Annotated in this window: 16 protein-coding genes; 9 read left to right on the forward strand and 7 right to left on the reverse strand. The window is 69.4% G+C overall.

Annotated features, from left to right (window positions below):
• Positions 1–142: 142 nt before the first annotated feature.
• Together ABZ664_RS14965 and glgX are read left to right on the forward strand one after the other, a co-directional pair.
• Positions 143–571, forward strand: coding sequence for an OsmC family protein (locus ABZ664_RS14965; RefSeq protein ID WP_329083919.1), 429 nt, complete (start codon positions 143–145; stop codon positions 569–571).
• A 339-nt stretch (positions 572–910) separates the two neighbouring features.
• A complete protein-coding gene (gene glgX / locus ABZ664_RS14970) occupies positions 911–3,031 on the forward strand; it encodes a glycogen debranching protein GlgX (protein WP_362508700.1) in 2,121 nt (706 codons plus the stop codon).
• A gap of 112 nt (positions 3,032–3,143) precedes the next feature.
• On the opposite strand, the gene ABZ664_RS14975 is transcribed toward glgX, so the two are convergent.
• On the reverse strand, positions 3,144–3,530 hold the full coding sequence (locus ABZ664_RS14975; RefSeq protein WP_362508703.1) for a hypothetical protein: 387 nt from the start codon (positions 3,528–3,530) through the stop codon (positions 3,144–3,146).
• Between the two features lie 145 nt (positions 3,531–3,675).
• Between ABZ664_RS14975 and ABZ664_RS14980 the strand changes: the two genes are divergently transcribed.
• From ABZ664_RS14980 to ABZ664_RS14995, 4 genes are all read left to right on the forward strand, one after another.
• Entirely contained in the window at positions 3,676–4,416 is a 741-nt protein-coding gene (locus tag ABZ664_RS14980) for a pyrimidine reductase family protein (protein ID WP_362508706.1), read from the forward strand.
• Between the two features lie 215 nt (positions 4,417–4,631).
• On the forward strand, positions 4,632–5,003 hold the full coding sequence (locus ABZ664_RS14985; RefSeq protein ID WP_362508709.1) for a hypothetical protein: 372 nt from the start codon (positions 4,632–4,634) through the stop codon (positions 5,001–5,003).
• 206 nt (positions 5,004–5,209) lie between these two features.
• Positions 5,210–5,599 carry a hypothetical protein gene (locus ABZ664_RS14990; RefSeq protein ID WP_362508711.1) on the forward strand — a complete coding sequence of 130 codons (390 nt, stop codon included), beginning with the start codon at positions 5,210–5,212 and terminating at the stop codon, positions 5,597–5,599.
• 16 nt (positions 5,600–5,615) lie between these two features.
• Complete coding sequence (locus ABZ664_RS14995) at positions 5,616–6,425, forward strand: hypothetical protein (RefSeq protein WP_362508714.1); 810 nt, start codon at positions 5,616–5,618, stop codon at positions 6,423–6,425.
• A gap of 162 nt (positions 6,426–6,587) precedes the next feature.
• Here the strand turns inward: ABZ664_RS14995 and ABZ664_RS15000 are convergent, their stop codons facing one another.
• Positions 6,588–7,040, reverse strand: coding sequence for a YbaB/EbfC family nucleoid-associated protein (locus ABZ664_RS15000; RefSeq protein ID WP_350946706.1), 453 nt, complete (start codon positions 7,038–7,040; stop codon positions 6,588–6,590).
• Between the two features lie 153 nt (positions 7,041–7,193).
• A complete protein-coding gene (locus ABZ664_RS15005) occupies positions 7,194–7,682 on the reverse strand; it encodes an NUDIX domain-containing protein (protein ID WP_362508717.1) in 489 nt (162 codons plus the stop codon).
• Positions 7,683–8,185: 503 nt separating this feature from the next.
• Between ABZ664_RS15005 and msrB the strand changes: the two genes are divergently transcribed.
• Complete coding sequence (msrB, locus tag ABZ664_RS15010) at positions 8,186–8,587, forward strand: peptide-methionine (R)-S-oxide reductase MsrB (RefSeq protein ID WP_362508721.1); 402 nt, start codon at positions 8,186–8,188, stop codon at positions 8,585–8,587.
• Between the two features lie 175 nt (positions 8,588–8,762).
• Positions 8,763–8,897 carry a hypothetical protein gene (locus tag ABZ664_RS15015; RefSeq protein ID WP_362508724.1) on the forward strand — a complete coding sequence of 45 codons (135 nt, stop codon included), beginning with the start codon at positions 8,763–8,765 and terminating at the stop codon, positions 8,895–8,897.
• On the opposite strand, the gene ABZ664_RS15020 is transcribed toward ABZ664_RS15015, so the two are convergent.
• The 3 genes from ABZ664_RS15020 to hemG form a co-directional block, all read right to left on the reverse strand.
• Positions 8,879–9,412, reverse strand: coding sequence for a hypothetical protein (locus ABZ664_RS15020; protein WP_362508727.1), 534 nt, complete (start codon positions 9,410–9,412; stop codon positions 8,879–8,881). The two genes, ABZ664_RS15015 and ABZ664_RS15020, sit on opposite strands and share 19 nt — an antisense overlap.
• A gap of 351 nt (positions 9,413–9,763) precedes the next feature.
• Positions 9,764–10,465: a hydrogen peroxide-dependent heme synthase gene (gene hemQ / locus ABZ664_RS15025; RefSeq protein ID WP_362508730.1), complete on the reverse strand. Its 702-nt coding sequence runs from the start codon at positions 10,463–10,465 to the stop codon at positions 9,764–9,766.
• 2 nt (positions 10,466–10,467) lie between these two features.
• Positions 10,468–11,910, reverse strand: a complete 1,443-nt coding sequence (gene hemG / locus ABZ664_RS15030) for a protoporphyrinogen oxidase (RefSeq protein ID WP_362508733.1) — start codon at positions 11,908–11,910, stop codon at positions 10,468–10,470.
• A 154-nt stretch (positions 11,911–12,064) separates the two neighbouring features.
• On the opposite strand from hemG, the gene ABZ664_RS15035 reads away from it, so the two are divergent.
• Entirely contained in the window at positions 12,065–13,117 is a 1,053-nt protein-coding gene (locus ABZ664_RS15035) for a DUF4349 domain-containing protein (RefSeq protein ID WP_362508736.1), read from the forward strand.
• Between the two features lie 72 nt (positions 13,118–13,189).
• On the opposite strand, the gene hemE is transcribed toward ABZ664_RS15035, so the two are convergent.
• Positions 13,190–14,227 carry a uroporphyrinogen decarboxylase gene (hemE, locus tag ABZ664_RS15040; protein ID WP_362508739.1) on the reverse strand — a complete coding sequence of 346 codons (1,038 nt, stop codon included), beginning with the start codon at positions 14,225–14,227 and terminating at the stop codon, positions 13,190–13,192.
• Positions 14,228–14,465: the final 238 nt, after the last annotated feature.

Raw genomic sequence — 14,465 nt, forward strand, 5'->3', positions numbered from 1 at the left:
CCTCCCGCCGCCCCCCCCGCCCCCGCCCCCGCCGCCCCCCCGGGCCCGGCGCGGCCGCGGGCCGCGCCCCCCCCCGGGCCGGGCACCGGCGCCGAGTAGGGTCGGTCATGGCCAACGGTTCATGATCGAAAGGACAATCGCCATGGCGACGACACGTACCGCGACGACCCAGTGGAAGGGCGCGCTGCTCGACGGTTCCGGCAGCGTCTCCCTCGACTCCTCCGGGGTGGGCACGTTCGACGTGTCCTGGCCCTCGCGCGCCGAGCAGGCCAATGGTAAGACCTCTCCCGAGGAGCTCATCGCGGCCGCCCACTCCTCGTGCTTCTCGATGGCCCTCTCCCACGGGCTGGCCCAGGCGGGCACCCCGCCCCAGACCGTGGAGACGAAGGCCGACGTGACCTTCCAGCCGGGTGAGGGCATCACCGGGATCGTCATCTCGGTCCGCGCGCAGGTTCCCGGCCTCACGGCCGAGCAGTTCCAGGAGGCGGCCGAGACCGCCAAGGCCAACTGCCCGGTGAGCAAGGCCCTCTCGGGCACGACGATCAGCCTCAACGCCGAGCTGCTGAGCTGATCACAGCCGTACGCGCACGACGCCGATCACGGCCGTAGGCGCGCGATCGGGCTGACCGGGGACCGAACCGCTCCGGCCGGGCACTCACCCGGCCGGGCCTCCTTCAGCGGGCAACCGCCTCGAACCGGTCACCCTGAGTGGTCGGCGGCGGGCCGAGTACGACGTCTTCGCGGCCACGCGTGTCCCCGCCGGACACGCGTGGTCACAGACCATGCACAGAAACGGTAGGTACGGAAAGCACGCCAAACCCTGGATACGAAACTCCTCAATACCACCTTAAAGTGACAGAGGCGAGAACACCCTGCACAGGGGAGCCTTACCAGAGGAGAATAGGGTCACATGCGCGCAGTCTGGCCGGGAGAGTCTTATCCGCTCGGCGCCACCTGGGATGGCGTGGGTGCCAACTTCTCACTGTTCTCCGAGGTAGCGGAGCGTGTCGAGCTCTGCCTTTTCGGAGACGACGACCGCGAGGAGCGCGTCGAGCTGACCGAGGTCGACGGATTCGTCTGGCACGGCTACGTCCCGGGGATCATGCCGGGACAGCGGTACGGCTACCGGGTCCACGGTCCCTACAACCCCTCCCAGGGGCACCGGTGCAATCCTTCCAAGCTGCTCCTCGATCCCTACGCCAAGGCCGTCGAGGGCGACGTGAAGTGGAACGAGGCGATGTTCTCGTACCAGTTCACCGATCCGAGCAACCGCAACGACGAGGACACCGCCCCCTTCATGCCGAAGAACGTGGTGATCAACCCGTTCTTCGAGTGGGGCAACGACAGGTCGCCCCGGACCCCGTACCACCAGACCGTGATCTACGAGGCGCACGTGCGCGGGCTCACGATGCGCCACCCCGCGGTGCCCGAGGAGCAGCGCGGCACCTACGCGGGGCTGGGCCACCCGGCGGTCATCGACCACCTGCTGAGCCTGGGCGTCACCGCGGTGGAGCTGATGCCGGTGCACCAGTACGTCCCCGAGCACGCGATGGTCGCCAGAGGGCTGACCAACTACTGGGGTTACAACACGATCGCCTACCTCGCCCCGCACGCCGCCTACTCCGGCTCGGGCCAGCGCGGTGAGCAGGTGCTGGAGTTCAAGGCGATGGTGCGGGCGCTGCACGAGGCGGGCATCGAGGTCATCCTCGACGTGGTCTACAACCACACCGCCGAGGGTGATCACATGGGCCCCACGCTGGGCTTCCGCGGCATCGACAACCGGTCGTACTACCGCCTGCACGACGGCGACCGGCGCTACTACCTCGACTACACCGGCTGCGGGAACTCCCTCAACGTCCGCTCTCCGCACGCCCTCCAGCTGATCATGGACTCGCTGCGCTACTGGGTGCTGGAGATGCACGTGGACGGCTTCAGGTTCGACCTGGCCTCCGCCCTCGCCCGCGAGCTGCACGACGTCGACCGGCTGAGCGCCTTCTTCGACCTGATCCAGCAGGACCCGGTGATCTCCCAGGTGAAGCTGATCGCCGAACCGTGGGACGTGGGGCCGGGCGGCTACCAGGTGGGCAACTTCCCGCCGCTGTGGATGGAGTGGAACGGCAAGTACCGCGACAGCGTGCGCGACTTCTGGCGCGGGAGCGGGTCCGCGCTGCCCGAGTTCGCCTCCCGGCTGACCGGATCCGCCGACCTCTACGCCATCTCGGGGCGCCGCCCGGTGGCTTCCATCAACTTCGTCACCTGCCACGACGGGTTCACCCTGACCGACCTGGTCTCCTACGACCACAAGCACAACGAGGCCAACCTGGAGAACAACCGCGACGGCACCGACGACAACCGGTCGTGGAACTGCGGGGCCGAGGGCCCGGTGGAGGACCCGGAGATCGTGAACCTGCGCCGGCGCCAGCGCCGCAACCTCCTGGCCACCCTGTTCGTCTCCCAGGGTGTGCCGATGCTGCTGGCCGGCGACGAGTTCGGCAGGACCCAGCACGGCAACAACAACGCCTACTGCCAGGACAACGAGATCTCCTGGATCGACTGGTCACTCGCCAGAAACGAGGGAGACCTCCTCGACTTCGTCAGGAGCCTGTCCAAGCTGCGGCGAGAGCATCCCGTGTTCCAGCGGCGGCGCTTCTTCCACGGCCACAAGGCCGACGACGGGACCCGCGACATCGTCTGGCTCACCCCGGCAGGTGTGGAGATGTCGGCCGGTGACTGGCACACCGGTTACGCCAAGTCGCTCACCGTGTTCCTGAACGGCGACGCCATCACCGAACCGGACACGCGAGGCGAGCGGATCGTGGACGACTCGTTCCTGCTCCTGATCAACGCTCACCACGAGAACATGGCCTTCAGCCTCCCCGAGGCGAAGTACGGCAAGCGATGGCAGCACGTGCTGGACACCGCGGAGGACGGTCCTGACGCGTTTCCCTTCTCCGAGGGGTCCTGGCCGGCCGAGGCCTCGGTGGAGGTGACCGCGCGCTCGGTGCGGATCCTGCGCTGCGCGCGCCTGTAGGGATCCCTCAGGCGCCGATCACGACCAAGGGCGAGAACACCGGGCGGAAACGTCATTCGTGCCTCTTGGACAGCGGACGCCCTCAGAGCCCGGACTCTCAGGCACCGGACTCTCAAGCACCGGACGCAACCGCGGCGGTGAGCAGGACGAGCACGAACGTCACCACTCCCACGGCGCCGTGCAGCAGGACGGCGACCACGGGGAAGCGCTGCTCGGCGCCACGGGCGTGGCGGCCGGCGCCCAGCCAGCGGGTGAACATGGTGAAGCCCAGCAGCGAGGAGGCCGAGAGCACGCCGAACGACAGCCAGGCGAAGAACGGATCCAAGGTGACCACGTGGACGACCCAGCAGGCCAGGGCGGAGACCGCCAGGACCGGATGAGCGAAGATCAGCAATGTCGGAAAGCGGGTGACCTTGGTCGCCTGCTGACGTAGCCCTCCCCCGGAGAGCCACAGGTACAGCAGGTAGATCCCGGCCATCGCGGTGATCAACCATGTCACGATCGTGACAAGCCCCACACGACCCTCCCGTCTCTCCAAGGATGAATCATGTATCGGGAGTCATCCGAAGTCACTACAAGCCACCCCAACCGTTATCGACCATTCCGGGAAAGTTCACAGATCGCCTCCGTGCGAAGGTAGAGCCATGCGCCTCATCCATCCCGAGACCTCCGCCGAGGTCGATCTCGCGCGGGTCTACGCCTATCCGGACGACCCGTGCCTCAGGATCAACATGGTCGCCAGCGCCGACGGCGGGACCTGGCTGAAGGGTTTGTCCGGCGAGCTGTCCGGCAGGGGCGACCGCCAGGTCTTCTGGGTGCTGCGCGGGCTGGCCGACGTCGTCGTGGCCGGGGCGGCGACCGTACGGGCCGAGGGGTACGGCCCTGTACGGGCCAGGCCGTCGTGGCGAGGGCTGCGCGCGGGCCGCCCCGCAGTCCCGCCGGTGGCGGTGATCACCCGCGGGCTCGATCTCGACCTGTCGGGCCCGCTGTTCACCGACGCGGACCCCGAGGCGCGAACGATCGTCATCACCTGCGAGGCGGCCCCCAGGGAACGCCGCGAGGAGGCCGCCAGGAACGCCGACGTGGTCGTGGCCGGGGGCGAGCGGGTGGATCCGGCGCTGGCGGTGAGGGAACTCGCCGAACGCGGCCTGGGCCGGATGCTGTGCGAGGGCGGCCCGAGGGTGAACGCCCAGCTCGCCGCCGCGGACCTGGTCGACGAACTCTGTCTCACGGTGAGCCCGATACTGATCGGCGGAGACGCCGCCAGGGTCCTCGACGGCCCGTCCTCGCTCGCTCGCCTGCGCCTCGCCCACGTCCTGGAGGACGAGGGGTTCCTCTTCACCCGTTACGTCCGGCGACGTGACGAGGAGACCGGGGCCGCCTGAGACCCGACCCCCGCCGCGCCGAGGGCCCAGGGACGTCGAGGGCACCGGGGACACCGAGGATGCTGAGGACGCCGGAAACGCCGGGGAGACGCCGGGGACGCCAAGGACATCGGGGGCTCAGGGGCTCCCGTGACCTCGCCGAGGGGTTCGTAGGTCCACCAGGCCGGACCGGCATTCGCCTGGACTTCCCCACAGAGAAACGATATATCTCGAATATGCCACGAACCCCTTCCTCCGACGACGACCTGCGCGCCTCGCTTGAGGCCCGCAGGCACCTGGGGCCGGAATACGAAGACTCCCTCGTCGAGGGCTTCCTGGAGAAGATGGACCAGGAGATCGACAAACGGGTGGACGACCGGCTCGCCGCCCGCGCCCACCGGGAGAGCCCCGGAGTTCCCCCGTCCTTGGACGCCGGGCAGCGGCTCGCCCTGGCGATCATCTCCCTCGGGCTCGGGGTGCCGGGGACGGTCGCGGTGTCCTACACCGGCCTGAGCGAGTCAACCCTCGTGTTCATCCTGACGCTCATATGGGTCGGGATCATCGGCGTGAACGTGACGTTCGCCGCCGCACGGCGGCGCCGAGGCTGACCCTCGCCCCCGGTTCCCGCCGCGCTTCCGCGCCCGGCACGGTCGAGTCCGCTCGATCGCGCCGGGCTTTTTGATCTTTGTCACAAAGATCGAGAGATACCTGTGATGTTGTTGATTCTCCTGATTTACTCCTCATTCATAGACAGGAAACCAGGAGTCGCGCCACGGGGGTGCGGCACGCGTGACATCCAGGAGGCCGACGCACAGTGGTCGACGTCAACACAGAGGCCCTCAAGGCCGCCACCCAGAACCTGATCAGGGTCTTCCGGCCGATCGCGGAGCAGGTCAGCACCCTGGCCGAGAACACACGGCTCAGCTCCTACCAGTGGGGCGCCATCGGCGCGGTCACAGTGGCCAACAACTACACGCCGTCCCGTGAGTACCAGGCCAAGCAGGCCGCCGACTTCGTCAAATGCCTCGACGGCATCAACGCGGGGCTGCTCAGCGTGGTGCACCACTATCGGGAGGCCGAACTGGCGACCGCCATTCGCGCGCAGGACACGCTGAAGACGACCGACCTCCAGGGCAAGATCGCGCTGGACGTGGCCGACCTCGAAAGGGCGACGAAGGGCAAGGCCCTGGGGCCCACCGACTGAACAGGAAGGAGGCCCCATGGCGGGCGAAGAGGCTTTCACCGGTGCCATAGCCGGGGTCGCCACCATCGGTGGGATGAAGCTCCTGGGCACCTACGGCCCCGCGTGGGCCGCCACCCTGGCGAAGATCCAGCTGGCCGGGACGCTGGCCAAGCCCGCGGCGGGCGCGGCGGCCGTATGGCTGCTCGCCCAGCCGGGGGACGACCAGGCGATCACCGAGGCGTTCAACGACTGGCGCACGGTCAACCTGAAGCTCCTGCACCTGCGGACGAGGGAGTGGGACAACGAGGTCAAGGCGGTTCAGGCCGCCTGGCCCGAGGGCGAGGACCGCAAGGCCTTCGACAGGTTCATGGCGATCGTCTTCCAGGAGGTCCAGCAGCTGGAGACGGCCGCGTCGCAGATGGCCACCGCGGTGCAGGGTGCCCAGTCGGAGATCCATAAGATCGTCAACAACGCCGGGATGATCGTCGACAGCCTCCTGGGCATCATCATCGCCTCGGAGATCGTCGAGCTGATCGGCAAGCAGATGATGGCCTCGGCCGTACCGCCGGTCGCCGCGCAGGGCGCCACGTTGGTGGCGATAGCCAAGGCCACTCAGGAGTCGTCCGGGCTCCTGCTGATGGGCACGACGGTCAACGCGATCGTCGGCGCGACGGCGGCCGTCATCTTCAGCCTGGGCAACCTGACGGCACTGATGGGCGCGGACAACCAGTTCCCCCTGCCGCAGGCCAACCTCGACAGTGACGGCACGGACGGCAAGACGGACTTCGACGACATCGTGCGCAAGAGCGCGACCAGATCGCCGGGGGAAGGCTGGTCCTACACCTGATCGCGCACGCGGGGCGGGGGCACGTCATGCCCCCGCCCCGCGTCGTGTGCGACCGCGTCGGATCTCCTACCCGGCACGCGCGTCGACACGGACGCGACCCGGTGCCCTCGTCGCGCATCGCGTGAACGTCGGCGTCGCCGTGGACCCGGTGCGGGAGCCGCCTCAGACCTGGTACTTGTCGCGCATCTCCCGCAGGTTCCGCAGCGCCTCGGCGACCCGTGGATCCGCGGAGAGACCCCCCTCCGGGTCCAGGGTGGGCATCCGCCCCTGCAGCGCCTCACTGAACCCTGTCATGCCGCCGAGCAGGGGTGCCAGCACCTCGTCCATCCGGGCGGCCGCCATCTTCGAGGCCTCCCCCACGGCCTCCATGATCGCCTCCCCCAGCGCCTCCGAGCCCAGTCTCATCGCCCTGGGATTGATGTCGACGCCGAGCAGTGCCCCGCCGGGAGCGACCTCGACCTTCACCAGCCCGTCGGCCGCCTCGCCGTGGGCCCGCATCTCGGTCAGCTCCTCACGCATCCGCTCGTAGCGCGCCGAGAGCTTGTCGAACCCCTCCGCCAGCTGGTCCACCTCAGGATTACCCGTCCGCCCGAAGCGGCCGTCAGCCGTGGTCATCCGAATCCTCCAGGAAACGACTCAAGATCAAAAATGCCATACGCACTCTAATGCCCCATATGGCGATAACGCGGGTAAACAGCCACCATCCGCCTCAAGGAAGCCATGCGAGGACGGACCCGAGCAGGCTCGGCGCTTTCCAGGGGGCGCCGTTCAGGTACGCACGGCCGACCAGCCGATGTGGGGTGCCGCGCGGGCGAGCAGGCTCGGCAGCGCGGGGTGAAGGCCGGTCGGTAGTTCGTCCTCGCCGAACCAGGTCAGGTTCCCGATGCGGTCCGGCTCCGACGGCGTGACCTCGCGCGGGTCGACCAGCACTGCGAACTGGACGGACACCCAGTGGGTCGACACGTCTCCCGAGGTCCGCCTCACGTTGGCCACCCCCACCTGGACCAGGCCCAGGGCGGTGGCACCGAACTCCTCCCCCACCTCGCGCCGCACACACTCCTCGAAGTCCTCGCCGAAACCGAGTTCGCCCGCCCCGGAGTCCCACACCTCGCGGCTGTCTCTCGCCTTGGGGCCGCGCAGGTGAAGAAGGACGCGTCCCTCGCCGTCGTGGCAGACGAAGCTGCAGCTGACCCCGATGTGGGAGCGGCCCGCCGGGCGGGGGTCGACGGGTGCCGTACTGTTGTCGCGGTCGCTCAAGGGAGTCCGTCCTGGGCAGGGGAGGCGCGGGCGGTCGCCCGCCGGTCAGCAACCACCGTAGATCAACCGGCACCCGGGACACACCGCGCGCATCTCCCTCGGGAGCGCCCTCACAGGCGGCGAGCCGGGAACGACGGGCGAAACGGGTGGTCCGCCCCGGAGCCGCCGCGGCGGCGGGACCGGGCACTCGACGGGACGGACCGCATGATCATCTGTCGTACCCACCGACGTCCAGACGCTGGCGCGCCGCCCGGACGGTGGCATCATGGCCGATCCGCAGAGCGTGGAACGGCCGGCAGATGATCTCCCCCTCAGCGGGAAGGTGAAACACCCTCCACATACCTAAAGACGCCAAAACGGCCACAAAAGGATGCTTCGCCCTTCAAGATTTTTCCGGGCGCGCACGACACACGGGAGGCGTCGCCGGACGTACCCCTTCCCGACCGCCCCCGGCCCCGGATCTCCTTCCTCCGCCCGCTCCGGCGACCGCATAGGCTGGTGGAATGGACAAGGTGGTAAAGAGCGACGCCGAGTGGCGCGTCCAGCTCTCTCCCGAGGAGTTCCGCGTGCTCCGCCAGGCGGGGACCGAGCGCGCCTTCACCGGGGAGTACGTCGACACCAAGACGGTGGGCGTCTACAGCTGCCGCGCCTGCGGCACCGAACTGTTCCGGTCCGATACCAAATTCGACAGCCACTGCGGCTGGCCGAGCTTCTACGAGCCATCGAAGTCCGAGGCGGTGACCCTGATCGAGGATCGCTCGATGGGCATGACCCGCGTCGAGGTCAGGTGCGCGACCTGCGACTCGCATCTCGGCCACGTGTTCCACGGCGAGGGTTACGGCACCCCCACCGACGACCGATACTGCATCAACTCCGTCTCGCTGAGACTGGAGCCAGTCGAGTAAGCTACCGGCTCACACCCGTGAAGGCCTCTCCGGAGCACACCTCCGGTGGGGCCTTCAACGCGATCGGACAGTCATGTCGCTCCGTCCGGAAGGTTAACGAGCCGCCAGGAGGGGCAGAGCGAGACAACCCATGGTATTCATGATTTCGCTTAGTGTGATCGTCTAAGGAGTCCTCGTGCATCTCCGCCACAAATGGGAGATCATCGAGACCATCGGCCGGGTGGTCACCCAGCGCTGCTCGATCTGCGGCAGGACCCGGGTCCGGGTGACCCCGGTGGCGCGCCGCGTCGACTATCGCGGACTCGGATAGGTGAGGCGGCAGTCGGGGTCGTCAGGGCCGAGGACGTTGGCCAGGACCGGGTTGCCGTTCTCCCCGAACTCGGCCTGGACGAAGACCACGGGGCTGGGCACGCCGAGCTCTCCGACGAGATAGTCGACACCCGCCTCACAGAGCTTGATCGCCTGCTTCGAGTTACTCGCACTCTCCGGCAGGTCCGTATATATCCGCAGATAGCCGCCGACCATTCGGATGTCCTTGACCCGCTTGGTCGCCTTACGGCTCTCGAAGTAGGCCACCGCCTTCTTGTCGGTGTGCTTGGACGGCCCCGAGGCCTCGGCCTCCCTGTCTTTCTGCCGCTTCTTCTCGGCTTTGGACCGCTTCGCGGTCTCCTCCTCGCTCTTCGCCCCCTTCCCGTCCACCTCGGCGGCCACCACCGCGCCCGACACGGGGGACCGCGGCGGTGCGGCGTGGGGAACGGCACTCGGGACCGGCGCCGGGGCCGCCCCGCCCGCCGGGGCCTGATCACCGGAAAACCACCCGCTCACCGCGAGGACCCCCACGGCGAAGGCGGTGACGGCCGCCGAGACCTCAAGAACGCGTGAGCGAGACTTCTTTCTCCGGCGCCCCCGAGCACGTCGCCTGGATCGTGCCAGATCTTCGCCCCTCTTCACCTTTGGCCTCACATAGACGGGTGATTTTCCCCGAGTATGACAAAGCCAAGGGACGGTAAAGAGACCTTCAGAGGATTATTTTCCGCCGGGTCGTCACAGGAGACACTTCCCTCACCTCACGAAACTTCCGAACCTCGCGGGTTTCGAGAGGTTTACGGAGTGTGCCGGCGACGCCTCCCCTGCGCCGCCGGGTCGCAGCCCCGCGGCGAAGGGGAGACGCGGAGGCTACGGCAGCGCCGCGATCAGTTCGCTCGTCGGCTTGCGGACCCCCGTGTAGAAGGGCGTCTCCTCGCGGGTGTGCCGCCGGGCCTCGGCGCCTCGCAGGACGCGCATCAGGTCGACGATGCGGTGCAACTCGTCGGCCTCGAAGGCCAGCATCCACTCGTAGTCGTTCAGCGAGAAGCAGGCGACGGTGTTGGCCCGCACGTCGGGGTAGTCGCGGGCCATCCTGCCGTGCTCGGCGAGCATCCGGCGGCGGTCGGCGTCGTCCAGGAGATACCACTCCAGGGAACGCACGAACGGGTAGACGCTCACGTACGCCCGCGGCTCCTCCTCGGCCAGGAAGGCCGGGATGTGTGACTTGTTGAACTCGGCCGGGCGGTGCAGCGCCATGGCCGACCAGACCGGCTCGGCCAGCTGTCCCAGGCCGGTGCGGCGGAAGCGCGAGTAGGTCTCCTGCAGGTCCTCCGCCGTCGGAGCGTGCCACCAGAACATGAAGTCGGCGTCGGCGCGGAAACCCGCCACGTCGTACAGGCCGCGGGTGACCACGTCCTTGCGCCCCATCTGGGCCATGAGCTCCTCGACCTCGGCGGCCATGCCCTCCCGGTGGCCCGGACAGCGCTCCTTCATCCTGAAGACCGACCACATCGTGTAGCGGATCACCTGGTTCAGGTCGCGCGCCTTGGGGCGCGGGTTAGCGTCCGTCATCGTCACCCCTTTGTCAACGAATCGGTGCTGTCCCGCCATTCTCTCGCGGGATCGAGGTGGTCGAGAATCCGGGCCGCCGCAGTACGGGCGGTGGCGACGCAGGCGGGAATGCCGAGACCGTCGTAGGCGGCACCGCACAGGGCCAGGCCGGGCTGGTCCGCCGCGGCCGACCGGATGCGGGCCACCCGGTCGAGGTGGCCCACCTCGTACTGCGGCAGAGACCCTCCCCACCGGGTCACCCGCGAGTCGCGGGGCAGCCCGCGCACGCCCATGACCTCGACCATCTCGGCGATCGCCAGCGCGACCAGCTCCGCGTCGTCGCGCTGCAGCACGCTCTCCTCACCGATCCTGCCGATCGAGCAGCGCAGCAGGACCAGACCGGAATCGCTCTCGGTCAGATGCGGCCACTTGACCGAGCTGAACGTGGTGGCCTTGATCGGCCGCCCGTCGACGGCCGGGACCAGGTAGCCGCTGCCGGCCGGCAGGGAGGGAAACGCCTCGCGCGGGTAGGCGAGAGTGACGATGGCCATACTGGCGTACTCGATCCTGGCCAGCTCCGCGGCGGCCCGGGGCACCTCCCCGGCGAGCAGGCGGCTCGCCGCGGGGGCGGGAACGGCGATGATCACCGCGTCGGCCTCGACGGTCTCCGGGGCGGGGACGGGTCCGGTGACCAGCAGCCAGCCGTCCTCGGTCCGCCGCAGCTCCCTGACCGTGACGCCGGTCCTGATCTCGGCCCCCGAGGCGGCGGCGACGGCCTCGGGCAGGCTGCCCATCCCTCGCCTCAGGGTGGTGAAGACGGGGCCGGCGTCCTTGGGGGTGTCGGCGACGATCTCCCTGGTCGCGGCGAGCAGTGACCGATCCGACCTGGCAGCGATCGCGATCCTCGGCATGGTCGCGTCCAGCGACAGCCGCTCGGCCCGGCCCGCGTAGACGCCGCCGAGCAGCGGTTCGACGAGCCGGTCGACCACCTCCTCGCCCATCCTGGCCCGGATGTACGCCGCGACCGACACGTCGGTGGTGACGCGCGTGGCCGGAAGGATGTGGTCCAGGGGCACCCGGGCGAGGCCCGCCGGGCTCAGGATGCCCGACCTGGCCAGCGCGAGGACGTCGGAGGGAACGCCCATGACGTGGCCCTCCGGCATGGGCCGCAGCGACCCCCTGGTCAGGATGCCCGCCTTGACGGTGCCGGGAGACATCAGCTCGTCGCCCAGCCCGGCCAGCCCGGCCAGCTCCTTGCCCTCGGGCCGCCGGGCGAGCATCGCCTCGGCACCCGCGTCCATCATGACTCCCGCCACCTCGGTGGCGTGGAGCTTGCCACCGATCCGCGAGGCGCCGTCGAGAACGGTCACCCTGAGGTGCTCGCCGCGCCCTCGCAGGTGCCACGCGGCGGCCAGCCCGGCGATCCCGCCGCCGACGACCACCACATGCCTCCGCTTGCCTTCCATGACTCCCGACCGTATCGCCCCCTCCCCGCGCCCGCGTATCCCGCTCACGCCCCCGGTACCTCCGTGACCCGGCGGCGCGAAGAACGTGACGCCATCGTGACTGCCCGCGTCGAACCGCCTCACCGCGCCGGGCGTCAGGAGGTTCATGAGATCAGTGAGCAGAATCCGGTGTGGTCCGCGCCTGGCCGCCCCCCTGGTGGTCCTGGCGCTGTTGGTGTCCGCCTGCGGAGGGGGGGTCGAGTCGCAGAGCGCGTCCGACGCCGTGGCACCCGCCGCCGGCTCCGGCGCGCGGGGGGACGTCCAGGTCGGCGAGGCGGCCCCGCAGGACGCCTCGGGCAGGGACACCGCCCCGAAGAACGAGGCCCAGAAGACCGCCCAGGTGAAGGTCGTCCCGCAGGACCGGGCCATCATCTACACGGCGGAGATGACGGTCAGGGCCAAGGACGTCACCGCCGCCGCCGAGCGGGCACGGCAGATCGTCACCGCCGCGGGCGGCTACCTGGCCATGGAGAGGTCGGACGCCCACTCCGGCGGCGAGGGCTCCGCGACGCTGGTCTTCAAGATCCCGCCGGGGAACTATCCCGGCGCGCTCGACCGGCTGGGCAAGGATCTGGGCACGCGCGAGTCGCTGCAGCAGAACACCGAGGACGTCACCGAGCAGGTGGCCGACGTGGAGAGCCGGCTGAAGTCGGCGAGGGCCGCGCTCGACTCGCTGCGCACGCTGCTGAAGCGGGCCAACACCATCGGCGAGGTGCTTGAGGTGGAGCGGGAGGTCTCCAACCGCGAGAGCGAGCTGGAGTCCCTGCAGGCGAGGCAGAAGACCCTCGCCTCACAGACGAGCGTGGCGACGCTGACGCTGAACCTGGTCGGCCCCGCGACGGTGGTTCCGCAGGAGGATGACGAGCCGTCCGGTTTCCTCGGCGGCCTGCGGACGGGGTGGAGCGCCTTCGTCACCGCCGTCAAGGTCGGCCTGACGCTCCTGGGCGTGCTGCTCCCCTGGCTCGTCCTCATCGGCCTGGTCTGGCTCGCGGTGGCCCTCCTGCGCCGCGGACGGCGCTCAGGACGTGGCGGCGGGCCGCTCGACCCCTCCCCCGCGGCCGCCGAGCCGGACCGCTACGACGAGGCGGAGGACGACGAGAACGCAGAGGAGAGCGAGGGCGAAGGGCCCGTTCCCATGAGCCCAGGGAGGGGAGGCGCCCCCGGGTGAACGCCCGGGGCGCGCGGGCCGGGCACCCGATCGCCCGCGATGGGGCGTCTGCGGTCGGGGACCCGGGTCCGGTCAGCGGGCCGAGGTCTCGTGGACGAAGTCGGTGAGGCGGGCCAGCTGGTCGGGGTCGGTGCCGGGCAGCACTCCGTGGCCCAGGTTGAACACGTGGCCCTCGGTCTCGGCCGCGCGGGCGAGGATCTCGCCCGCGCGGCGCTCGACGACCTTCCAGGGGGCGAGCAGGATCGCCGGATCCAGATTGCCCTGCAGCGCCTTGCCGGGGCCGACCCGTGAGGCGGCCTCGTCGAGCGGGACCCGCCAGTCGACGCCCACGACGTCGGCCCCCGCCTGGCCGAGCAGGCCGAGCAGCTCGCCGGTGCCGACACCGAAGTGGATGCGCGGGACGTCCAGGTCTGCCAGGCCCTCGAAGATCCGGCTGGTGTAGGGGAGGACGAACTCGCGGTAGTCGTCGGGTGACACCGCGCCGACCCAGGAGTCGAAGAGCTGGACGGCGGAGGCCCCGGCGGCGAGCTGCACGCGCAGGAAACCCAGGGTGATCTGGGTCAGCCGGTCCATGAGGGCGTGCCACAGCTCCGGCTCGCCGTACATCATGGCCTTGGTGTGGTCGTGGTTCTTGGAGGGGCCGCCCTCGATGAGGTAGGAGGCCAGCGTGAACGGCGCTCCCGCGAACCCGATGAGGGGGGTCGCGCCCAGCTCCTTCGTCAGCGCCTGGACGGCCTCGGTGACGTAGGAGACGTCGTCCGGCTCGATCGGCCGCAGCGCCTCGGCCGCCCCGGCGTCCCTGATCGGCGCGGCCACCACCGGTCCGATGCCCGGCTTGATGTCGAGGTCGATGCCGATCGCCTTGAGCGGGACCACGATGTCACTGAAGAGGATGGCCGCGTCCACGCCGTAGCGGCGGACCGGCTGCATCGTGATCTCCACGACCAGCTCGGGGGTGGCGCAGGCCGTGAGCATCGGCACTCCCTCGCGAAGCGCCCGGTATTCGGGCAGCGAGCGACCGGCCTGGCGCATGAACCACACCGGCGTGTGAGGAACGGGCCGGCGGCGGCAGGCGCGCAGGAAAGCGGAGTCGACGAGCTCGGAAGTCACCCCACCAGGGTGCCATGCCGACAGACCGCTCGGCTCACCAAGGCCCTCGGCCGATGAGTTCAATACGAAATCACCGACTATTCAATGAGATCGCACGTCACACCCCACAGACACTGTCAAGCGATGACAACGATCGCGTCTTACCGGTTTTGAGAGCTTCGTCCACTGAAATCCGATGTTGACACGCGGCAGGTGACAACAGGCGGAGCGAGGCGATCATGTTTCCGGGTACAGTTCC

The organism is Streptosporangium sp. NPDC006930 (assembly GCF_040635605.1).
In the GTDB taxonomy this organism is placed as follows: Bacteria; Actinomycetota; Actinomycetes; order Streptosporangiales; family Streptosporangiaceae; genus Streptosporangium.